Origin of the sequence: Rhizomicrobium sp. (genome assembly GCA_037200045.1) — a bacterium.
Taxonomy (GTDB): Bacteria; Pseudomonadota; Alphaproteobacteria; order Micropepsales; family Micropepsaceae; genus Rhizomicrobium.
Genome location: JBBCHM010000001.1, coordinates 2,554,479 through 2,574,345 on the forward strand (window position 1 = coordinate 2,554,479; position 19,867 = coordinate 2,574,345).

At 66.0% G+C, this 19,867-nt stretch carries 23 protein-coding genes; 13 read left to right on the forward strand and 10 right to left on the reverse strand.

Translation table 11 applies throughout. The features are described 5' to 3' along the window. Positions 1 to 2 precede the first annotated feature (2 nt). The 3 genes from WDM86_12320 to WDM86_12330 form a co-directional block, all read right to left on the reverse strand. Positions 3 to 722, reverse strand: a complete 720-nt coding sequence (locus WDM86_12320) for a VacJ family lipoprotein (protein MEI9990815.1) — start codon at positions 720 to 722, stop codon at positions 3 to 5. A 120-nt stretch (positions 723 to 842) separates the two neighbouring features. Further along, on the reverse strand, positions 843 to 1,640 hold the full coding sequence (locus tag WDM86_12325) for a molybdopterin-dependent oxidoreductase (GenBank protein MEI9990816.1): 798 nt from the start codon (positions 1,638 to 1,640) through the stop codon (positions 843 to 845). Then, positions 1,633 to 2,547, reverse strand: coding sequence for a cytochrome b/b6 domain-containing protein (locus tag WDM86_12330; protein MEI9990817.1), 915 nt, complete (start codon positions 2,545 to 2,547; stop codon positions 1,633 to 1,635). The genes WDM86_12325 and WDM86_12330 overlap by 8 nt, the downstream gene beginning before the upstream one ends. Before the next feature lie 143 nt (positions 2,548 to 2,690). Here WDM86_12330 and WDM86_12335 point away from each other — a divergent pair, with 143 nt between their 5' ends. From WDM86_12335 to WDM86_12365, 7 genes are all read left to right on the forward strand, one after another. After that, complete coding sequence (locus WDM86_12335) at positions 2,691 to 3,470, forward strand: glucose 1-dehydrogenase (GenBank protein ID MEI9990818.1); 780 nt, start codon at positions 2,691 to 2,693, stop codon at positions 3,468 to 3,470. A gap of 89 nt (positions 3,471 to 3,559) precedes the next feature. Next, a complete protein-coding gene (locus WDM86_12340) occupies positions 3,560 to 4,336 on the forward strand; it encodes a hypothetical protein (protein ID MEI9990819.1) in 777 nt (258 codons plus the stop codon). A 120-nt stretch (positions 4,337 to 4,456) separates the two neighbouring features. Further along, on the forward strand, positions 4,457 to 5,131 hold the full coding sequence (locus WDM86_12345; GenBank protein MEI9990820.1) for a bifunctional 4-hydroxy-2-oxoglutarate aldolase/2-dehydro-3-deoxy-phosphogluconate aldolase: 675 nt from the start codon (positions 4,457 to 4,459) through the stop codon (positions 5,129 to 5,131). Further along, positions 5,131 to 6,234: a sugar kinase gene (locus WDM86_12350; protein MEI9990821.1), complete on the forward strand. Its 1,104-nt coding sequence runs from the start codon at positions 5,131 to 5,133 to the stop codon at positions 6,232 to 6,234. Before WDM86_12345 ends, WDM86_12350 begins: the two co-directional genes overlap by 1 nt. Continuing rightward, positions 6,234 to 7,628: a glucuronate isomerase gene (gene uxaC, locus WDM86_12355; GenBank protein MEI9990822.1), complete on the forward strand. Its 1,395-nt coding sequence runs from the start codon at positions 6,234 to 6,236 to the stop codon at positions 7,626 to 7,628. The genes WDM86_12350 and uxaC overlap by 1 nt, the downstream gene beginning before the upstream one ends. 14 nt (positions 7,629 to 7,642) lie before the next feature. Then, the gene (gene manD / locus WDM86_12360) at positions 7,643 to 8,854 is read left to right on the forward strand and encodes a D-mannonate dehydratase ManD (GenBank protein MEI9990823.1); all 1,212 of its coding nucleotides are present in this window, start codon (positions 7,643 to 7,645) and stop codon (positions 8,852 to 8,854) included. After that, positions 8,851 to 11,193 (forward strand): glycoside hydrolase family 31 protein, encoded by a 2,343-nt coding sequence (locus WDM86_12365; protein ID MEI9990824.1) that lies wholly within the window; start codon positions 8,851 to 8,853, stop codon positions 11,191 to 11,193. Before manD ends, WDM86_12365 begins: the two co-directional genes overlap by 4 nt. Here the strand turns inward: WDM86_12365 and WDM86_12370 are convergent. The 3 genes from WDM86_12370 to WDM86_12380 form a co-directional block, all read right to left on the reverse strand. Continuing rightward, positions 11,190 to 12,281: an acyl-CoA dehydrogenase family protein gene (locus WDM86_12370; protein MEI9990825.1), complete on the reverse strand. Its 1,092-nt coding sequence runs from the start codon at positions 12,279 to 12,281 to the stop codon at positions 11,190 to 11,192. The genes WDM86_12365 and WDM86_12370 overlap by 4 nt on opposite strands. Before the next feature lies 1 nt (position 12,282). After that, positions 12,283 to 13,455: an acyl-CoA dehydrogenase family protein gene (locus WDM86_12375; protein MEI9990826.1), complete on the reverse strand. Its 1,173-nt coding sequence runs from the start codon at positions 13,453 to 13,455 to the stop codon at positions 12,283 to 12,285. A gap of 121 nt (positions 13,456 to 13,576) precedes the next feature. Then, a complete protein-coding gene (locus WDM86_12380; GenBank protein MEI9990827.1) occupies positions 13,577 to 14,749 on the reverse strand; it encodes an acetyl-CoA C-acetyltransferase in 1,173 nt (390 codons plus the stop codon). 339 nt (positions 14,750 to 15,088) lie between these two features. On the opposite strand from WDM86_12380, the gene WDM86_12385 reads away from it, so the two are divergent. The 3 genes from WDM86_12385 (at position 15,089) to WDM86_12395 (ending at position 17,293) form a co-directional block, all read left to right on the forward strand. Further along, a complete protein-coding gene (locus WDM86_12385) occupies positions 15,089 to 16,225 on the forward strand; it encodes a PLP-dependent aspartate aminotransferase family protein (protein MEI9990828.1) in 1,137 nt (378 codons plus the stop codon). Between the two features lie 65 nt (positions 16,226 to 16,290). Next, positions 16,291 to 16,572, forward strand: coding sequence for a hypothetical protein (locus WDM86_12390; GenBank protein MEI9990829.1), 282 nt, complete (start codon positions 16,291 to 16,293; stop codon positions 16,570 to 16,572). A 94-nt stretch (positions 16,573 to 16,666) separates the two neighbouring features. Then, the gene (locus WDM86_12395; GenBank protein ID MEI9990830.1) at positions 16,667 to 17,293 is read left to right on the forward strand and encodes a hypothetical protein; all 627 of its coding nucleotides are present in this window, start codon (positions 16,667 to 16,669) and stop codon (positions 17,291 to 17,293) included. A gap of 13 nt (positions 17,294 to 17,306) precedes the next feature. On the opposite strand, the gene WDM86_12400 is transcribed toward WDM86_12395, so the two are convergent. Both WDM86_12400 and WDM86_12405 read right to left on the reverse strand, forming a co-directional pair. Continuing rightward, entirely contained in the window at positions 17,307 to 17,561 is a 255-nt protein-coding gene (locus tag WDM86_12400; protein MEI9990831.1) for a hypothetical protein, read from the reverse strand. Positions 17,562 to 17,634: 73 nt separating this feature from the next. Continuing rightward, positions 17,635 to 17,838 (reverse strand): cold-shock protein, encoded by a 204-nt coding sequence (locus WDM86_12405; protein ID MEI9990832.1) that lies wholly within the window; start codon positions 17,836 to 17,838, stop codon positions 17,635 to 17,637. 398 nt (positions 17,839 to 18,236) lie between these two features. On the opposite strand from WDM86_12405, the gene WDM86_12410 reads away from it, so the two are divergent. From WDM86_12410 to WDM86_12420, 3 genes are read left to right on the forward strand one after another with little or no spacing between them, the layout of a single operon-like run. Then, entirely contained in the window at positions 18,237 to 18,656 is a 420-nt protein-coding gene (locus tag WDM86_12410) for a hypothetical protein (GenBank protein ID MEI9990833.1), read from the forward strand. A gap of 16 nt (positions 18,657 to 18,672) precedes the next feature. Continuing rightward, positions 18,673 to 18,903 carry a hypothetical protein gene (locus tag WDM86_12415; protein ID MEI9990834.1) on the forward strand — a complete coding sequence of 77 codons (231 nt, stop codon included), beginning with the start codon at positions 18,673 to 18,675 and terminating at the stop codon, positions 18,901 to 18,903. Then, on the forward strand, positions 18,900 to 19,094 hold the full coding sequence (locus tag WDM86_12420; GenBank protein MEI9990835.1) for a hypothetical protein: 195 nt from the start codon (positions 18,900 to 18,902) through the stop codon (positions 19,092 to 19,094). Before WDM86_12415 ends, WDM86_12420 begins: the two co-directional genes overlap by 4 nt. On the opposite strand, the gene WDM86_12425 is transcribed toward WDM86_12420, so the two are convergent. Both WDM86_12425 and WDM86_12430 read right to left on the reverse strand, forming a co-directional pair. Beyond that, positions 19,091 to 19,360: a hypothetical protein gene (locus tag WDM86_12425; protein MEI9990836.1), complete on the reverse strand. Its 270-nt coding sequence runs from the start codon at positions 19,358 to 19,360 to the stop codon at positions 19,091 to 19,093. The genes WDM86_12420 and WDM86_12425 overlap by 4 nt on opposite strands. Positions 19,361 to 19,425: 65 nt before the next feature. Further along, positions 19,426 to 19,629, reverse strand: a complete 204-nt coding sequence (locus WDM86_12430; protein MEI9990837.1) for a cold-shock protein — start codon at positions 19,627 to 19,629, stop codon at positions 19,426 to 19,428. Positions 19,630 to 19,867 lie beyond the last annotated feature (238 nt).

Consider the following 19,867-nt stretch of genomic DNA (forward strand, 5'->3'; position numbering starts at 1 on the left):
GGTCACAAATTCGGCAGGTTCTCGGTGTCCGGCGCGCCGTTGCGGATTTCGGCGTTGCGGTGCTGGCGATAGAGGCTGCGCGTCGTGGCGTAGAGGTCGACCGAGGTCCGCTCGATCTGGTCCAGATTGTCGACATTGCGCGCCCTGAGATCGACGATCTCCGAGCCGGCGCGGATCATCGAAAAGAGGGTCGAGTTGTTCCACTTCAGGTAGGTGAAGGGGTCCAGCGCGACGTCGCCGCCGATGCCGACGACATCGCGCGGATTGCTGGGGCCGGCCAGCGGCAGCACGAGATAGGGCCCCTCATCGGCGCCCCATACCGCCAGCGTCTGGCCGAAATCCTCGCCATGGCCGGGAATGCCCATCCTGGCGGCGACATCGAACACACCCCCCACTCCGAGTGTGGAATTGAGGACGGCGCGGCCGAGCGTCTCGCTGCCCCGGGTGGTCTCGCCCTGCAACAGGTCGTTGGCGAAGATCACCGGCGAATCCAGGTTCGACAGGAAGTTGTGGATGCCGTCGCGCACGAAGCCCGGCGTCACGTGGTTGTAGAACACCGCGACGGGGCGGGCGACCGCATGATCGACCGAGTGATCGAAGTCGAAAATCTGCCGATTGGTCTGCTCATAAGGGTCGTTTTGACCGGTCGGGTCGGTGGTGGCGCAGCCGGACAGTGCGGCGGCCAGCGACAGAACCGCGAGGAAGGAAGGAATACGCGTCATTGCCCCATACCCATGCATTGGCAGAATCGATCTCAGTTCCGAATATAACTCAACATATTGGGATTGGTGCCCCCGACCGACAAGGGGCCGCGACAATGCGCCAAAAGAAAGCAGTTTTATTCAAATGCCGCCATACCACTGATAGCCCTGATCCTCCCAGTACCCGCCCTTGCCGCCGCCGATCCGGTCGTAGCTCGCGACCAGATCGATCCGCTGCACATATTTGGGCATTTTATAGCCAAGTTGGCGCTCCGCGCGCACCCGGATCGGGGCGCCGTTCGCGACCGGCAGGGCCTCGCCGTTCAATTCATAGGCAAGAATCGTCTGTGGATGAGTCGCCTCGAGCAGGTCGAGGCTCTCATAATAGAACGGAGGGGGAATGAGATTTCCTTGGGCGTCAACATCCTCCGTCCCCATCGGATCGGCGCAATAGAACACGACATAGCGCGCCTCCGGCTTCGGCCCGGCCAAGGCGAGGATGGCGGCCAGCGGCGCGCCGGTCCATTGCCCGATGCAGCTCCAGCCCTCGACGCAATCGTGGCGTGTGATCTGGGTGCGCGGCGGGAATTTGCGGATATCGGCGAGCGACAGCTTGAGCGGGTTCCTGACCAAGCCGCCGACCGGGATGATCCAGTCCTTGAAGCCCTGGGACAGGTGGACGTTGTAGTCGTTGGTGTTGGGGTTGAGCGTGCCGTTGGGCCGGAACACCGCCGCGATGTCGGCCTTGGCGAACTCCGGCGCCAGCGCATGGCCGCCGGCGAACAGCAATTGGGCGCGCCGCGTCAGCTTCTCGACCTCGCCCAGCAGGTTCACCGCCCAGGGCGCGTCCGCGATGCCGGTGCAGCCGGCCAGCACCAGCGTGGCGAGCGCGGCCGTGCCGCGCACGAGCACGCCGCGGCGCGAGGCGCGGTCAGACATCGCTCCTCTCCTTCTCGATCGCGAAGTAGCCGGTGATCATGGAGCGCAGGCCGTTGAGCGGCGCCGACGCGATCAGCGCCGCCATATGGACGAAGAAGAAGCCCAGGAAGGAGAACGCGACGATGAAATGGAGGGTGCGCGCGCTCTGCCGGCCGCCGAACACCCAGAGCAGGAAGGGAAAGGCGCTGTCCATCATCGGCGACATGGTGAGGCCGGTCAGCACGATCAACGGTCCCAGCACGCACAGCACGAAGAAATAGGTCAGGCGCTGAAGGCCGTTGTAGTGCTTGGCCGCCTCGCCCTTGGGGAATTGCAGCTTGGCGTGGGTGACGATCTCGTGCGGCAGGCCGGTGAAATCCTTCTTCGTCGGCAGCAATTCCTTGGTGAAATGGCCGCTCCAGAACGCATAGGCGAAATAGGCGACGGCGTTGACCACGAGCAGCCAGGCGAAGGCGAAGTGCCAGAGCCGGCCGAGCGCCAGGCTGGGCGAGGCGCTCGGGATCGTCGCCCAGGCCGGGAAGCCGCGCACCGTCTTGACGCCGTCGGTGTCCGAGGCGCCGAACACGCCGTCGGTGTTGAACGTCCAGGGGCCGATCTGCGTCACGCCCCAGAAATGCTCGCTGGTGCCCTGCGCGGTCATCGCCAGGATCGGGCGGTCGAAGTGGGATGTGATCCCCCAATAGAGCGCGGGATGGGCGTTGAAGATCTGAAGACCGGTCATCAGCATGACCAGCATGCAGACGGCATTGATCCAATGCAGCAGGCGCACCGGCACCGTGTGCCGGTAAAAAAGATAGGTCGGCGGGCGCGGCCCGCGCGGCGGCAGATGCAGCGCGGCGCGGATGCGGTCGATGACCATGTCCTCGCCGACTTTCCCTTGCGGCAACGATTGGGTTGCGTCCGTCATGGCTGATCCCGATGGGGCGCCGGGACCATAGCAGTCCCATGAACCGAATTCGCCGCAGTTGCCGGTTTCGTTACAGGCTTCCACTATCGCCCCCGCGGCCCGCAAAGAGGCCGGTTTGAAATCGACTTAGGAAGGGCTGGTTCATGGCAGATCGCGTCAAGGGAAAGGTCGCTCTCGTCACCGGCGGGGCCAGCGGCATCGGGCGGGCGAGCGCGCTCCTGCTTGCCAGGGAAGGCGCCAAGGTCGCCGTCACCGATATCCAGGACGACCAGGGCAAGGATGTCGGCGGCGCGATCGCGAAGTCCGGCGGCGAGGCGATCTACCTGCACCACGACGTCGCCAGCGAAGAGGCCTGGGAAAGCGTCGCCGCCGCGGTCAAGGCGAAATTCGGCCGGCTCGACATCCTGGTCAACAATGCCGGCATCGCCATCGCCGGCTCGGTGCTGACGATGACGCTGGCCGATTGGCGGCGGCAGACCGCGATCAATCTCGACGGCGTGTTCCTGGGCGTGAAGCATTGCCTGCCGCTGCTGCGGGCGAGCGGCGGCGGTTCCATCATCAACATCTCCTCGCTGGCGGGGCTCAAGGGATCGCCGACGCTGGCCGGCTATTGCGCCACCAAGGGCGGTGTGCGGCTGTTCACCAAGGCGGTGGCGCTGGAGTGCGGCGCGGCACGTGACAATGTAAGGGTGAACTCCATTCACCCGGGCATCATCGAAACCCCGATCTGGGCCGGCATCGTGCCCGGCGGCGCCGGCGCCAATGCGCCGAACCTCGACCAGATTTCCGAAATGGCCGTGCCGATCGGCAAGAAGGGCGTGCCCGAGGATATCGCGCAGGGCGTGCTCTACCTCGCCAGCGACGAGTCGCGCTACGTGACCGGGAGTGAGCTCGTCATCGACGGCGGGATGTCGACGCGCTAGCCCCGCAAAATGTCCGGCCGTCGTCGCCCGACGGTCGACGGCGTCCGGGCGGCGCGGTAGAAGTCCGCTGTCGAAGTGGGGGCTTCAGCATGAGCGATACCGTCATGGGCGCGGCGCCTGTGCGCGGCGCGCCGTTCGCGCCATACCACAGGTGGGATCGCAATTTCTTCCTCGCGCTGGTGCTGGCCATCTGGGTCGGCATCCTGATGGGCTTCGGCGGCCAGATCGCCGATCGCCTCCGCAGCGGCGCCCCGCCCTATCCGTGGATCGTGCACGTCCATGCGGTCGCCTTCGTGGGCTGGCTGGTGCTGCTGACGGCGCAGGTGCTGCTGATCCGCCGCAGGCGCCCGCAGCTTCATGCCCGGCTCGGCATCTGGATGATGGGGCTGGCCGCCTTCATGGTCGTGATCGGGCCCGCGACCGCGATCGTCATGCAGCGCCTTCACTTCGGCACCAAGGACGGCGATCCCGCCTTCCTGGCGGTGCAGCTCACCGACATCGTCGCGTTTGCGATCCTCGTCACCGCCGCATTTCTGAAGCGCAACGATCCGTCCGCGCATAAGCGGCTGATGCTGCTGGCGACGCTTTACATCTCCGATGCCGGCTTCGCCCGCTGGCTGGGAGTCGCCATCGGCAAGATGATGGGCGCCTATGACGGGTTCTGGCCGTTCCTGGCCGAGGGTTTCCTTCTGCCGGACCTCCTGATCCTCTCGCTCGGCGCCTACGACCTCGTCACCCGCAAGCGGCTCCATCCGGCTTATGTGGGTGGCGCGGCCTGGGCGGCGGCGCTGCAACTCACGGCAACCTATCTCTATAATCTGGCCCCGTTCTGGAAGGGCTGGGCAACCCACCTGATCGGGCATTGAGGCTCCGGCCCCCTTTTTCCGGCCGAGCGGTGCTCGACAAACTGATACCGGTTACCATGCTCGAAATATGAAGCGGGGGCTGGCAATGTGCCGGCCGCTTGCACGCATCGAGGGACGGAAATGGCCAGAGACCGGCTGAAAGTGCTCACCGCCATCATCGACCAGGGAGTGATCCCGGTGTTCTACCACCCCGACGTGGAGGTCTGCGCGAAGGTCATCCAGGCCTGCGCCAATGGCGGCGCGAAGTGCATCGAATTCACCAATCGCGGCGACTTCGCCGCGCATGTTTTCCTGGAGGTGACCCGACATTTTGCGAAAACCGATGGTAGCGTTATCATGGGGGTTGGGTCGGTGGTCGATGCTCCGACCGCCGGCCTCTACATCGCCAATGGAGCCAATTTCGTCGTGGGACCGATGACCAATCCGGAGGTGGCGCGCCTGTGCAACCGCCGCGGCATTCCCTACAGCCCCGGCTGCGGCAGCGCGACGGAGATCTCCGAGGCGCAGGAGCTGGGCTGCGAGATCGTCAAGGTCTTCCCAGGCGGGAGCGTCGGCGGCCCCGCCTTCGTCAAGGCGGTGCTGGGGCCCATGCCCTGGACCAAGATCATGCCGACCGGCGGGGTCGAGGCGACCGAGGCGTCGTTGCGCGAATGGTTCGGCGCCGGGATCGTCGCGGCGGGCATCGGCTCCAACCTCATCAGCAAGAAGCTGCTCGACGCCAAGGACTATGACGGCATCGAGAAGAAGGTCCGCGATACCGTGCGTCTGATCAAAGAGATCCGTGGAAGCAAGTGATGGCCGATATCCTGAACATCCGTCCCGCCAAGGACTGCAAATGGGACTGCGTCTCCTTCGGCGAGGTGATGCTGCGCTTCGATCCCGGTTTCGGCCGGGTGCGCAACAGCCGGCAGTTCACCGTGTGGGAAGGCGGCGGCGAATACAACGTCGCCCGCGCCATGCGCAAATGCTGGGGCAAGCGCGCTGCTGTGGTGACCGCGCTGCCGGTCAACGATCTCGGCTGGCTGGTGGAGGATTTCATCTGCCAAGGCGGCGTGGACATGAGCCACGTCATCTGGCGCGAGCATGACGGCATCGGCCGCAACACCCGCGTCGGGCTGAACTTCACCGAGAAAGGCTTCGGCATCCGCGCCGCGCTGGGCTGTTCCGACCGCGCCAATTCGGCCGCCTCGCAGATCCGGCCCGGCGAAGTGAACTGGGAGAAGATCTTCGGCGAGGAAGGCGTGCGCTGGTTCCACACCGGCGGCATCTTCGCGGCGCTTGCGCCCAACACGAGCGAAGCGGTGATCGAGGCGGTGGAAGCCGCGCGCAAGCACGGCACCATCGTCTCCTACGACCTCAACTACCGCGCCTCGCTGTGGAAGAGCCAGGGCGGGCAGGAGGGCGCGCGCAAGATCAACCGGCACATTGCGAAATACGTCGATGTGATGATCGGCAATGAGGAGGATTTCACCGCCTGCCTCGGCTTCGAGGTCGAGGGCATGGACGAGCACATCTCCGCCATCGATCCCGCGAATTTCAAGAAGATGATCCTGACGGCGGTGAAGGACTATCCGAACTTCAAAGTCGCGGCGACGACGCTGCGCAACGCGAAGACCGCGACCTTCAACGACTGGTCGGCGATCCTCTATGCCGGCGGCGAATTCTTCCAGTCGATGATGCGCGAGAATCTGGAAATCTACGACCGCGTCGGCGGCGGCGACGGTTTCGCCTCCGGCCTCGCCTATGGCTTCCTGGAAGGCAAGGGTCCGCAGGCGGCGGTGGAATACGGCGCGGCGCACGGCGCGCTCGCCATGACCACGCCCGGCGACACGTCCATGGTCAACGCCAAGGAAGTCGAAGCGGTGATGAAGGGCAAGGGCGCCCGCGTGATCCGCTGATGACGCCGCTGAAGCTGCATCCCGACCGTTTCTTTCCGCCCGATCCGGCGACGCGCGCCGTCGCGCGCGCGCTGTTCGCCAGAGTGGAAAAACTCCCGATCCTGTCGCCGCACGGCCATACCGATCCCAGATGGTTCGCGACCGACGCGCCGTTCGAGGATGCGACCAGCCTGTTCCTGTGGCCCGATCACTATGTGATACGGATGCTCTATTCCCGGGGCGTCGCGCTGGAGGCTCTGGTTTTCCGCAATCCAAACGCCGACCGCCGCGCGGCGTGGAAGCTGTTTGCTTCGCACTACGCCGCGTTTCGCGGCACGCCGTCGCGGCTGTGGCTCGACCATGTGTTTTCCACCGTCTTCGGCATCGACGTGCGGCTGAGCGCGGACACCGCCGACCTCTATTACGACACCATCGACGCCGCGCTGGCGACGCCGGCCTTCCGGCCGCGCGCGCTGTTCGCGCGCTTCAACATCGAGAAAATCGCCACCACCGAGGGCGCGCTGGACACGCTGGCCGATCACGACGCGATCGCGCGCGACTGGCCGGGCCATGTGGTGACGACCTATCGCCCCGACGACGTGATCGACGCGGACAAGCCGGAGTTCGACGCCAGCGTGGAAATCTTCGGTGCGCTGACCCGGGAGGACACCGCGACCTGGGCCGGCTATCTCGCGGCGCATCGGACACGCCGGGCATTTTTCCGCAGCCACGGCGCCACCGCGACCGATCACGGCCATCCGACGGCGGCGACGGCCGATCTTTCGGACCGGGAGGGCCAGGCCCTGCTCGACCGGCTGCTGCGCGGCAAGCGCGAGCCCGGCGACGCCGAGCTGTTCCGCGCCGCGATGCTGACCGAGATGGCCAAGATGTCGTGTGACGACGGCATGACGATGCAGATCCATCCGGGCGTCTGGCGCAACCACAATCCCGCGCTGTTCGCGAAATACGGCCCGAACATGGGCGCCGACATCCCGATGCGCACCGATTATGTAAATGCGCTCAAGCCGCTGCTCGACCGGGTCGGCAACCACGCCGATCTGACGATCATCCTGTTCACGCTGGACGAGACGAATTACGCCCGCGAGCTGGCGCCGCTCGCCGGCCACTATCCGGCCCTGAAGCTCGGGCCGGCCTGGTGGTTCCACGATTCGCCGGAAGGCATGCTGCGCTTCCGCCGCCAGGTGACGGAAACCGCCGGCTTCTACAACACGGTGGGCTTCAACGACGACACCCGCGCCTTCTTCTCCATTCCGGCGCGGCACGATCTGGCGCGGCGCATCGATGCGGCCTATCTCGCCGAACTGGTCGCCAGCCACCGGCTGGACGAGGACGAAGCCCAGGACGTGATCGTCGATCTCGCCTACAATCTGCCCAAGGCCGCCTACAAGCTCTAACCTTCGCGAGTCCCATGTCCAAGATCCGCTCCGCCCGCGTCATCGTCACCTCGCCCGGCCGCAATTTCGTCACGCTGAAGATCGAGACCGAGGACGGCGTCACCGGCCTGGGCGACGCGACGCTGAACGGCCGCGAGCTTTCGGTCGCGAGCTATCTCACCGACCACGTCATCCCCTGCCTGATCGGGCGCGACGCGCACCGCATCGAGGACATCTGGCAATATCTCTATCGCGGCGCCTATTGGCGGCGCGGGCCGGTGACGATGTCGGCCATCGCCGCCGTCGACACCGCGCTGTGGGACATCAAGGGCAAGGTCGCCGGCCTGCCGCTGTATCAGCTTCTCGGCGGCGCCTGCCGCGAGGGCGTGATGGTCTACGGCCATGCCAACGGCAAGACGATCGAAGAAACGGTCGCCGAGGCGCTGCGCTATCAGGAAGAAGGCTATAAGGCCGTCCGTCTGCAATCGGGTATCCCCGGCCTCGCCTCGACCTATGGCGTGTCGAAGGACAAGAAATATTACGAGCCGGCCGACGCCGACCTGCCGACCGAGAACGTCTGGTCCACGGTCAAGTATATGCGCACGGTGCCCGATCTGTTCGCCGCGGCGCGCGACAGGCTCGGCTGGGACATCCACCTGCTGCACGACGTGCATCACCGGCTGACGCCGATCGAGGCCGGGCGGCTGGGCCGCGACCTGGAACCCTACAAGCTGTTCTGGCTGGAGGACGCGGTGGCGGCGGAGAACCAGGCCGGCTTCCGCCTGATCCGCCAGCACACCACCACGCCGCTCGCGGTCGGCGAGGTGTTCAATGCGATCTGGGAGGCCAAGCAGCTCATCGAGGAGCAACTCATCGATTACATCCGCATGACCGTGGTACATGCGGGCGGCATCACCCATCTGCGGCGTGTCGCGAGCCTGGCCGATCTCTATCACGTGCGCACCGGCAGCCATGGCGCCACCGACTTGTCGCCGGTATGCATGGCGGCGGCGCTGCATTTCGACCTCTCGGTGCCGAATTTCGGCATCCAGGAATACATGCTGCACACCAAGGAGACCGACGCGGTCTTCCCGCACGCCTATACGTTCGCCAACGGCATGCTGCATCCGGGCGAGGCGCCAGGCCTGGGCGTCGAGCTCGACGAGACGCTGGCGGCGAAATATCCCTACAAGCGCGCCTTCCTCCCTGTGAACCGGCTCGAGGATGGTAGTATGACGAACTGGTGAGCACGCTCTTATCGCCGCCGGTCTTCCACCTCGCCGCCCGCGACGGCAATCATCTGCGCCTCGACAGTGACGGCGATGCGGTCGCGCATGTCTTGGTGCTGGAAGACGATATCGTCCGTGTCCTCCTGCTGCCGGACGGCATACTGAAGCAACCGAAAACCTGGGCCATCGCGCCCGGCCTGGAAGACGTTCCGGCCGAAGGCCGCGACCGGTTTGATCTCTCGGGATTTGCACTGCCGCGATACGATCTGCGAGAGGCCGACGGCAAACTGATCGTCAAGACCGCGAAGCTCGCTTTTTCGATCCGCTTGAGCGGGTTTTTCTGTTCCTGGTCCGATGCGAGCGGCGCGCCGCTGCTGAAGGACCGCCCGACCCAGGCCTATAATTTCGGCTGGTGGGACGAACGCGTGCATCACTATCTCGTCCGCGATCCGGCGGAAAAATATTTCGGCCTGGGCGAGCGCAGCGGCGAGATGGACCGCGCCGGCCGCCGCTTCCGCCTGTCGAACGTCGACGCGATGGGCTACGGCGCGCGCAATACCGATCCGCTCTACAAGCACATCCCGTTCTATATCACGCGAAAAGCAGACGGCGCGTCGGCGGGACTGTTCTATGACACGCTATCGGACTGCACCTTCGACATGGGCTGCGAGCACAGCAATTATCACGGCCTGTTCCGAGGCTTCACCGCCGACCATGGCGATCTCGACTATTACGTGATCGCCGGCACGCTCCCGGAGATCGTGCGCCGCTACACCTGGCTCACCGGCCGTCCCGCCTTCCTGCCACGCTGGTCGCTGGGCTATTCCGGCTCGACCATGAGCTACACCGACCGACCCGACGCCCAGGCCGCGATGATGGAGTTCATCGCCAAGTGCGAAGAGCACGACATTCTTTGCGATTCGTTTCATCTGTCGTCGGGCTACACGTCCATCGGCGACAAGCGCTACGTCTTCCATTGGAACCGCGACAAGTTTCCCGATCCCGCCGCCTTCGTGCAGAGCTACGCCGACAGGGGGGTGCGGCTGATCCCCAACATCAAGCCGGCGCTGCTCGCCGACCATCCTTTGTTCGAAGAGGCACGCGCCAATGGTCTGCTGATCATGGACGGCCAGGGCGAGCCCGAATGGGTGCAGTTCTGGGGCGCGGTCGGCGCCTATCTCGATTTCACCAACGCCGCGACGATCCTGTGGTGGCGCGAAAAGGTGACCTCGGCATTGCTCGATGTCGGCATGGCCGGCACGTGGAACGACAACAACGAGTTCGAGATCGTGAGTCCGAGGGCGGTGGCGCACGGCTTCGGCACGCTCGCGCCGGCCATCGCGACGAAACCGCTGCAGACCCTGCAGATGATCCGCGCCTCGCGCGATGCCCAGCGGGCGCATGCGCCGGGCACGCGCCCTTTCCTGGTCAGCCGCAGCGGCGCCGCCGGCATGCAGCGCTATGTCCAGACCTGGTCGGGCGACAACTACACGAGCTGGGAAACGCTGAAATACAACATCAAGATGGGCCTCGGCCTGGCGCTGTCGGGCGTATCGAACACCGGCCACGACGTCGGCGGCTTCGACGGGCCCAGGCCGGACGCGGAACTGTTCGCGCGCTGGGTCGGTTTCGGCATCTTCATGCCGCGCTTTTCGATCCATTCCTGGAACACCGACCGCACGGCGAACGAGCCCTGGATGCATCCCGAGGTTACGCCGCAGGTCCGCGACCTGATCAAGTTCCGCTACCGGCTGCTGCCGTATCTTTACGATCTGATGTGGCGCCATGCCCGGCACTACGAACCGATCATCCGTTCGACTTTCCACGACTTTCCCGACGACCCGCGCTGTTGGGAAGAGAACGACGACATGCTGCTCGGCCGCGCGCTGCTGGTCGCGCCGGTCGTCGAACCCGGCGCCGCGGCCCGCGCGGTCTACCTGCCGGCCGGCGCGCGCTGGTACGACTGGTGGACAAGCGAGGCGTTCGACGGCGGCCAGACGGTCACGCGTGCCGCGCCGTTCGACCGTCCGCCGCTCTTCGCCCGCGAGGCCAGTGTCGTCGTCCTGAACACCGCCGAACAGCATTTCGGTGCGCGCGTCGACCAGCGCGGCTTCCAGATATTCCCCGTGACGGAAGGCGCCTTCGAAGCCGAGATCTTCGATGACGACGGCGAGAGCGAGGCCTGGCGCGAGGGCCGCTATCGGCTGTGGCGTGTGCGCGTGATGTGCACGCAAGATACCGTCGATATCGCGATAACCGCGACGGACGACGGATCGCCCGTCGAATGCGATGCCGAGATCATCGTGCCGGTGACGGAAGAGCGGCGCGTGTCGGTGTCCGGCGGACGCCTACTTTAATTCCCGATCCAGCCCTGCGCCACCGCCGCGTCGTGGCGATTCTTTTCCGGGCCGCCCAGCGCTTGGCGGTCGAAGCCGATGCGTTTGAACCAGTAATGCAGGCCGAGCAAATCGGTGAAGCCCATGCCGCCATGGACCTCGGTCGCGGTGCGCGCGACGAAGGTGCCGACTTCCGCGGTGTGCGCCTTGGCGTGCGCCGCCATGCGCCGCGCCTGGTCGGGGAAGGCGTCGAAGGCGTAGGCCGCGTACCAGATCAGCGCGCGGCAGGGTTCGAGTTCGGCGACCATCTCGGCGCACAGATGCTTGACCGCCTGGAACGAACCGATGACGCGGCCGAACTGCTTGCGCTCCTTGGCGTAATCGACCGCCTTTTCGATCATGCGACCGCCGGCGCCCAGCGTATCGGCGGCGAGCATGATGCGCCCGGCGTCGATCATGCGGTCCAGCGTCGCCTGCGGATTGCCCGACGACAGCGGCTCGGCCTCGACGGCGTCGAAATTCAGCACGCCGACCGTGCGCGTTACATCGATGGTAGTGAGGACCACCTTTTCCAGGCCCGCGGCGTATCCATCGACGACGTGCAGGCCCCCGAATTTGTCCGCAACGATGAAAAAATTCGCCTCTTCGAAGTCGAGACCGAAAAGAGATTTTCCGCTGAGCTTGCCGTTCTTCACCGTGATGCCTGCCCCGTCTCGCGCGCCGCCGGCCTGTTCGCTGACAGCAACGCCGGCGATGCGCTCGCCGGTCGCGAGCCCAGAAAGATATTTCCGCTGCTGTTTTTCCGAGCCCGCGCCAGTCAATGCCAGCGGTGCCATCACATAACTGCCGACGAACGGCATGGGGGCGACATATCTTCCAAGCGCTTCCGCAACCAAAGCAGCATCCAGCAATCCTAGGCCCAGGCCGCCATATTCCTCGGGTATGAGGATGCCCGGGACGCCAAGCTCGGACAGAACGTTGATGATGTAGTACATTTGCCAGTGGCTGCGTTCTCTGTCGCGTATGCGATCGAGGGTGCACTCGCGCTCCAGCGTGCGGTTGATGCTCTCCTGCATCATCGTCTGTTCGGAGGTGAGGCCGAATTCCATGTCAGGCCTTCGCCGCTTTCGGCTCGCGCGGCATGCCGAGGCCGCGTTCGGCGATGATGTTCTTCTGGATTTGCGCCGTGCCGCCGCCGATGATCAGGCCAAGGTCGAACATATAGTTCCACTGCCAATTGCCGTTGTTGCGCAAATGCGGGCTGCCGCCATAGAGGATGCCGAGTTCGCCCAGCGCGTCGATCGCGAAAGCCGCGAGCTGGTGATTGAGTTCGCAGCCCATCAGCTTGACGATCAGTCCGGCAACGCCTGGATCTTCGCCTTTCAGGCGCGACGTCAGAAGGCGCAGGCCGTGGAATTCCATCGCGTGCACGCGGGCCTGGAGCTTCAGCAGCCGGTCGCGGAACACCGGATTGTCCATCAGGCGGCTTCCGTCGACGGTCTCTTCCTTCATCAGTTCGATGATGGCTTTGAGGCGCGTGCCCGCTTGGTTGGGATCGCCCAGCATGCCGCGCTCGTGCTTCAGCGTGGCGTTCGCCACCATCCAGCCGAGGCCCCGCCCCGCGACGACGCCGGATTTCGGCACGCGCACATCGGTGAAGAACACCTCGTTGAACTCGGCGCGGCCGGTCATCGTCACCAGCGGGCGCACTTCGATGCCGGGCGTCTTCATCGAGAACAGGATATAGGAGATGCCCTCGTGCTTGGGCTTATCGGGCTCGGTCCGCACCAGGCAGAAGATCATATCGGCCTGTGCCGCGGTCGAGGTCCAGATCTTCTGGCCGTTGATGATGAAATCGTCGCCGTCTTCCGTCGCGCGCGTCGTGAGTGCCGCGAGGTCGGACCCCGCGCCCGGCTCGCTATAGCCCTGGCACCACACGATCTCGCCGCGCAGCGTCGGCGCGATGTATTTGCGTTTCTGCTCTTCCGATCCGACTTCGAGCAGCGTCGGCACCAGCATGGAAATGCCCTGGCCGCTCATGCCCATGGGCAGGCCGGCCGCGATGAACTCCTCCGCGATGATGCGCGATTTCAGCACGTCGGGCGCGGCGCCGTAGCCGCCATAGTCCTTCGGGATGGTGCGCGCGGCATAGCCGTGCGCGATCAGCAGCGTCTGCCATTCGCGGACGTCACCGGCGGGCGGCGCGCGGTCGCCGAAGTCCCGCGCGAAGTCGCGGACCTCGTCGCGGAAGACTTCGTATTCGGGGGAGTAGGAGAGGTCCATCGTTCTTCGCTCTCTCCACCGTCATCCCCGGGCTGTCCCGGGGATCCATGCTCACGACTGCCGCATGGGTGTTCATAGATGGCCGGGACAAGCCCGGCCATGACGGTCAAAGGAGGATTGGTTACAGCCGCTCCACGATCGTGACGTTGGCGAGGCCGCCGCCTTCGCACATCGTCTGCAGGCCCCACCTCTTGCCGCGATCCTTGAGCGCATACAGAAGCGTCGTCATCAGCTTGGTGCCCGAGGCGCCGAGCGGATGGCCGAGCGCGATCGCGCCGCCATTCACGTTCAGCCGCTCCGGATCGGCGCCGGTCTGCTGCAGCCAGGCGACGGGGACGGAGGCAAAGGCTTCGTTGACCTCGAACAGGTCGATGTCGCCGACCTTCATGCCGGCCTTCTCCAGCGCGCGCTTGGTGGCGGGCAGGGGGGCTTCCAGCATGATCACCGGATCGCCGCCGATCACCGTCATGTGATGGATGCGCGCCAGCGGCTTCACGCCCAGCGCCTTCAGGCCCTTCTCGTTGACCACCAGCACGCCCGACGCACCGTCGCAGATCTGCGAGGAGGTCGCCGCCGTGATCGCGCCGCCTTCGCGCAGCAGCTTCACGCCCTTGATGCCGTCCAAGCTCACGTCGAAACGGATGCCCTCGTCGGCGGTGTGCTGCGATTCCGTGCCGTCCTCGGCCTTGATCGTCAGCGGCACGATCTCGTCCTTGAACTTGCCGCCCTGGGTCGCGGCGATTGCCTTCTTGTGGCTCTCATAGCCGAAGTGATCGAGCTGGTCCTTGTTGAGGCCGTACTTGCTCGCCATCATTTCGGCGCCCATGAACTGGCTGAACTGGATGTTGGGATATTTCGCCTGCAGCCCCGGGCTCATATAGGTGCCCATGCCGTTCTGCATCGGCAGCGCGGCGCTAGCGCCCATCGGCACGCGCGTCATGCTCTCGATGCCCATCGCGATCACCGCGTCCATCGATCCCGACATCACCGCCTGCGCCGCGAAGTGCAGCGATTGTTGCGAGGAGCCGCACTGGCGGTCGACCGAGGTGCCCGGCACATGCTCGGGCAGGCGCGAGGCCATCACCGCGTTGCGCGCGACGTTGATCGCCTGCTGGCCGACCTGGCTGACGCAGCCGCAGATCACGTCCTCGACGAGATCAGGATCGGCGCCGGAACGGTCGAGCAAGGCATTGATGACGTTGGCGCCAAGATCGACCGGATGCCAATCCTTCAGCTTGCCGCCGCGCTTGCCGCCGGCGGTCCGCGCCGCCGCTACGATATAAGCCTCACTCATGACGTTACTCCCGATGGTTTTCCGGGCGCCGTTTTAGCACCGCGACCGATGGCTCGCACCAGCGGAAAATCGCATCTTTTTGGTTGCCGCAGCGGAAACGGGGCTCGCGCGCTGGGAGCGAGACGAACGTCACGGCGATGAGGAACGCGCAAGGCGGAGCCGTGGACGGCGGGATGGATCGCGGCCGCGAAATTTCCGGTGGTCTCCGACATCGCCGATCCCGAGGCGAGCCTTTCCACGCTCACGACGTCCGGGGTCGAGGACGCCCGATCCGCGTCGGTTGCCGCCTGAACCGGTGCGTGCCAGCATCGCCGCATGGCGGATGATGGACGCGCGAAGATGAGCCCCGCGACGGTCGCGGCCCAGGCGCTCGGCTGGATCGACGAGAAGACGCGCGCGGTGTCGCCGCCGCTGCATCCCTCCTCGACCTTCCTCCGCGATCCGGACAACCAATACCGCTCCGGCCGTGTCTATGCCCGTGCCGACAACCCGACCTACGACCAGGCCGAGGCCGTGCTGGCCAGCCTGGAGAACGGCGCGGCGGCGGCGCTGTTCGCCTCCGGCATGGCGGCGGCGACGGCGGTGTTCCTGGCGCTGAAGCCCGGCGATCATGTCGTGGCGCCGAAGGTGATGTACTGGCTGCTGCGGCGCTGGCTGCTCGGCTTCGCCACCGATTGGGGCCTTCAGGTCGACCTCGCCGACATGACCGATCCCGCCGCGGTGAAGGCGGCGATGCGGCCCGGCCGCACCAAACTGGTCTGGGCCGAGACGCCGGCCAATCCGACCTGGGACATCACCGATCTCGCGGCGATGGCCGACATCGCCCATGCCGCCGGCGCGCGCCTCGCCGTGGATTCGACCGTCGCGACCCCGGTGTTCACACGGCCGCTCGACCTTGGCGCCGACATCGTCATGCATTCGGCAACGAAATATCTCAACGGCCATTCCGACCTGATCGGCGGCGCGCTGGTCACGCGCCGGGAAGACGCGGCCTGGGCGCGGATCAAGACGCTGCGCAGCCAGCTCGGCGGCGTGCCGGGAACTTTCGAGGCCTGGCTGCTCCTGCGCGGCATGCGCACGCTGTTCCCGCGCGTGCGCGCCGCCGCCGCCAGCGCGCAGGTTCTCGCCGAGCATTTCCGCGGCCATCCGCTGGTGCTCGACGTGCTTTATCCGGGCCTGGCCAATTTCCCCGGCCATGACATCGCGGCGCGGCAGATGATCGGCGGCTTCGGCGGCATGCTGTCCATCCGCGTGAAAGGCGGCGAGGCGGCCGCCATCGCCACGGCCGCGAACGTGAAACTTTGGAAACGCGCCACCTCCATCGGCGGCGTCGAAAGCCTGATCGAGCAGCGGGCGAGCGTCGAGGGCCCGGATACGCCCTGTCCCCGGGACCTGCTCAGGCTTTCCGTCGGCATCGAGGAGACGGCCGACCTGATCGGCGATCTCGAAGACGCGCTCGTCGCCGCACATCGCTAGCGCGCCGGAACGGGCGGGGCCGCGGATCGTTTACGTCCCAAGCACAGCTTCGGGAGTTCACGATCTTGATCCGCGCCGCCATTGCCGTTGCCGCATGGCTTGCCGCGACCGGATTCGCGAGCGCCCATGCGGAACATCCGGCGCCCCAGATCGAAGCGACGGGAAGACCGACGCCGATCGGTCATGTGAGCCGCGACGTCAGTCCGGTCGGCTTTACCTATACCGAAGCGCGTGCCGGCTTCGGCGTGCCGGCCGCGCCGATGAGGCGCGGGCGCCATCTGCTCCACCACGCGGCGCCGCCGCGCAAGAGCGCGCCCCGCCCCCGGTTGACCGCCTCGGCGCATTGACGCCGGCCGCAAAAGCCTTGGGACAAGTCGCCGGCCGGCCTTTTCCGTCCGGCTGAATCGTGCATTTTCGCCGTGAGGCATAGTGGGCGATGCAATGACGGCGCGGCTGGAAGTCATCGTCGGGCCGATGTTCTCGGGCAAGACCGAGCTTCTGATCGCGCGCCTGCACCGCGCGCTCTACGCCCGGAAGCGCCTGCGCATCGTCAAGCCGGCGCACGACACGCGCACCCAGGGCTTCATCGCGGCGCGCGCGGTCAATCCCGACGGCACCACCGAGGTCACCGACAAGCTCTCCGCCATCCTGGTGGGCAGCGAGGAGGATTTCTGGCGCGTCGCCGGCCCGGAGGACTACGACGTGCTCGCCGTCGACGAGGCGCAGTTCTTCCCGCTGGACGAGCCGATGCGCGACAGCCTGGGCTGGTTCGGCCGCGCCATCCGCGACTTGCTGCGCCTGCGCCGCGCCACGCCCTTGCGCATTATCGTCGCCGGGCTCGACATGGACTTCGCGGAGAACCCGTTCGGGCCGATCCCGGGCCTGATGGCCATCGCCGACACGGTCGACAAGCTGACCGGCGTCTGCATGATCTGCGGTTCCGACGCCGGCTATATCAGCCACCGCGTCGTGCCGGGCGAAGCGCAGCTCGTGGTCGGCGACGCCGGCGAGTACCAGGTGCGCTGCCGCGCCTGCTACGAACCGCCGGGCCCGCGCGCGGCGGAATAGGGCGCGTCGGTATTCAGACGGCCTTGACGGCTTTGGTCTTGCGCGCCTTGGCCGCGGGCGGCGGCGCGTTGGCCGCTTCGAGGCGGTCGGCCTCTTCCTTGGCGAGGCGCAGCGCCTTGAGCTTCTCGGTCTTGGTATCGAGCGCCTTGCGTTCGGCGTCGACCATCTGCTTGACGAGGTTGGTGCGGGCTTCGGCGAGTTCAAAATGATTTTGCGCCCGGCGGCGGGCGCCGTCGCGCTCGCCGGGGCGGGGTTCGGATTTCTGCATGAAACCTCCGTGGTCGAAAAAAAGAGCCGGCGGCGGACATCCGCCACCGGCCCTTCGAAGCGTCACAGGCGCATCAGACGGCCTTGAGATTGGCCGCCTTGGAGCCGCGCGCATCCGGCTGGATGTCGAACGAGACCTTTTGGCCTTCGGCCAGCGAGCGCATGCCCGCCGCCTCGACAGCGGTGGCGTGGACGAACACGTCCTTGCCGCCGCCTTCCGGCGCGATGAATCCGAAGCCCTTTGCGGTGTTGAAGAACTTCACGGTACCGATAGTCATTGCAGTATTTCCTGACAACAGAGATTCCGTCCGCGCACATGCGCGGCCGGCGCGGAAAGAACGAAGGCATCAGCTGTCAGAAGTTTTCCGGTAGGTTCGGCGCGCTTGGACGGCGGGTCGTATCGACGGGAGCGCTTCGTCTGACGGGACGTAAGAACCACGTGCCCACATCATAGTCGTTTGGAAGTTTATTTACAATGCACCCGCGGATAAACCGCGGTTTGCACTGCACAACGGCGCCCGGACGCCTCGGTCTTCCTTGTAATGAGGGCCGGGCAGGCCCATATGAGGAGTCGCGGCAAATCCTTGCCTCCCCGAAAGACGGTTCGATTTCCGGCGTGCACCAGTCGCCTCGTGCCTGGCGTGCCACGCGAGTGGCCCCGTTTGCGCGAGTTTGCGTGGGCCTGCCGGAGACCGCGGCGGCGGGGCATGGAGCATACGGCTCCGGCGCCTTGCCGCCGCTGGCGCCGACCGAAGGACCAAAGATGCCGACCCGCATGCTGAGCCGGACCGTGACGTTCCGCCGTCCGTTCGTGCTGGACGGTTTCGAGCGCGTCGAGCCCGCCGGAACCTATACCGTCGACACCGAAGAGGAAACGATCGACGAGGTCTCTTTCGCGGTGTGGAAGCGCTGCGCGACGGTGATGCATGTCACCCATGACGGCGCCACCGAATATGTCCGCATCGATCCGGAGGATCTGCGCAAGGCGCTGGCGCGCGACGAAGGTTCCGAGGAGCCGGACGGCGCCGTCCAGGCCCAACTCGATGCCGGGCGCCGGCGCAACACGGCCCGCCTGGCGCGGCGCAAGAAATACTGAGCGAAAGACCGCGAGCATGAGCAACGATTTCGAATTGAGCCGCATCTACGCCGAGGGCTGGAACGCGGCGTGGAAACTGTCGCCGGCGCAGGCCTCGGTGCTGGAAAAGCGCGGCATGGCGGCGCTCAATCCCTATGCGGTGGGCCGCGAACACGACCGCTGGTCCGAAGGCTTCGGCCGCGCGCTGGGCGCCTCGCCGAAGACCGCGGCGCGCGGCGCGCCCGGGCGCTGGGGCGCGCGCCGGTGAGCGACATCCACCGCATCCGCTACCGCCGGCCCGAAACGCCGTGGAGCCTGTCGCAGATGACGACGCAGAACGCCGTCGATGCCGCGGCGCAGATCAAGCGCCTTCAGGCGCTGGGCTATACGGTGGCCGATGTGGTGCCGCCGCTGGCCGAGAAGCCTTCGACGCCGGCGCCGGACGGTCCTCTGCTTTAGCCGATCACGATTTTCCTGCGCGGCTTCTTCGCCTTGGGCGGCGGCGCGTTGGCGGCGGCGAGCGCCGCGGCTTCGCGGTCGGTCTCTTCCTTGGCAAGGCGCAGAGCGCGCAGCTTGGCGGTATTGGCGTCGGTCGCCTTGCGGGCCTGGCTGATCTCCTGCTGGATCACCGAGCTTGCCTGGCGCGGCACGGCGAACTGGTCCATCGCCTTGCGATGGGCGGCGGCGCGCGCCGGCGGGCTTAAGGGATTGTGATAGGCGGCCATTGGGCGGCTCCTTTCTGGCAAAAGCGCCGGCGGCGGACGCATGCGCCCGCCGCCGCACCGATCATTCAGGCCGATTTGAGATTGACGGCCTTGCTGCCCTTGGCGTCCGGCTGGACGTCGAAGGAGATCTTGTCGCCTTCGTTCAGCGAGTGCATGCCGGCCGCTTCGAGGGCGGTGGCGTGCACGAACACGTCCTTGCCGCCACCGTCCGGCGCGATGAATCCGAAGCCCTTGGAGCTGTTGAAGAACTTGACTGTACCGATCGTCATTGTCGTTTTCCTAAACTTTACGTTTTTCCGCGCGCGCGACATGCGCGTTCGGACGGGGGTCGCGAAGCATCAGGTGTTGTGAGGGAAGGGTTCCGTGTCGTCCGGCGCGCCTTTGGCGGGTCGATATCAACAAGAGCGCTTCGTCTGACGGGACGTAAGAACCACGTGCACTTGATATGGGCCTTTGTCGCGGGGATTGCAAGGCGCGTACCGGTCCACCTGGCCGCGCGGCGGGTTT

Coding starts and splice junctions, on each gene's coding strand:
- WDM86_12320 (MEI9990815.1), bottom strand. CDS start 722: ATGACGCGTATTCCTTCCTTCCTCGCGGTTCTGTCGCTGGCCGCCGCA.
- WDM86_12325 (MEI9990816.1), bottom strand. CDS start 1,640: ATGTCTGACCGCGCCTCGCGCCGCGGCGTGCTCGTGCGCGGCACGGCC.
- WDM86_12330 (MEI9990817.1), bottom strand. CDS start 2,547: ATGACGGACGCAACCCAATCGTTGCCGCAAGGGAAAGTCGGCGAGGAC.
- WDM86_12335 (MEI9990818.1), top strand. CDS start 2,691: ATGGCAGATCGCGTCAAGGGAAAGGTCGCTCTCGTCACCGGCGGGGCC.
- WDM86_12340 (MEI9990819.1), top strand. CDS start 3,560: ATGAGCGATACCGTCATGGGCGCGGCGCCTGTGCGCGGCGCGCCGTTC.
- WDM86_12345 (MEI9990820.1), top strand. CDS start 4,457: ATGGCCAGAGACCGGCTGAAAGTGCTCACCGCCATCATCGACCAGGGA.
- WDM86_12350 (MEI9990821.1), top strand. CDS start 5,131: ATGGCCGATATCCTGAACATCCGTCCCGCCAAGGACTGCAAATGGGAC.
- uxaC (MEI9990822.1), top strand. CDS start 6,234: ATGACGCCGCTGAAGCTGCATCCCGACCGTTTCTTTCCGCCCGATCCG.
- manD (MEI9990823.1), top strand. CDS start 7,643: ATGTCCAAGATCCGCTCCGCCCGCGTCATCGTCACCTCGCCCGGCCGC.
- WDM86_12370 (MEI9990825.1), bottom strand. CDS start 12,281: ATGGAATTCGGCCTCACCTCCGAACAGACGATGATGCAGGAGAGCATC.
- WDM86_12375 (MEI9990826.1), bottom strand. CDS start 13,455: ATGGACCTCTCCTACTCCCCCGAATACGAAGTCTTCCGCGACGAGGTC.
- WDM86_12380 (MEI9990827.1), bottom strand. CDS start 14,749: ATGAGTGAGGCTTATATCGTAGCGGCGGCGCGGACCGCCGGCGGCAAG.
- WDM86_12385 (MEI9990828.1), top strand. CDS start 15,089: ATGAGCCCCGCGACGGTCGCGGCCCAGGCGCTCGGCTGGATCGACGAG.
- WDM86_12395 (MEI9990830.1), top strand. CDS start 16,667: ATGACGGCGCGGCTGGAAGTCATCGTCGGGCCGATGTTCTCGGGCAAG.
- WDM86_12400 (MEI9990831.1), bottom strand. CDS start 17,561: ATGCAGAAATCCGAACCCCGCCCCGGCGAGCGCGACGGCGCCCGCCGC.
- WDM86_12405 (MEI9990832.1), bottom strand. CDS start 17,838: ATGACTATCGGTACCGTGAAGTTCTTCAACACCGCAAAGGGCTTCGGA.
- WDM86_12415 (MEI9990834.1), top strand. CDS start 18,673: ATGAGCAACGATTTCGAATTGAGCCGCATCTACGCCGAGGGCTGGAAC.
- WDM86_12425 (MEI9990836.1), bottom strand. CDS start 19,360: ATGGCCGCCTATCACAATCCCTTAAGCCCGCCGGCGCGCGCCGCCGCC.
- WDM86_12430 (MEI9990837.1), bottom strand. CDS start 19,629: ATGACGATCGGTACAGTCAAGTTCTTCAACAGCTCCAAGGGCTTCGGA.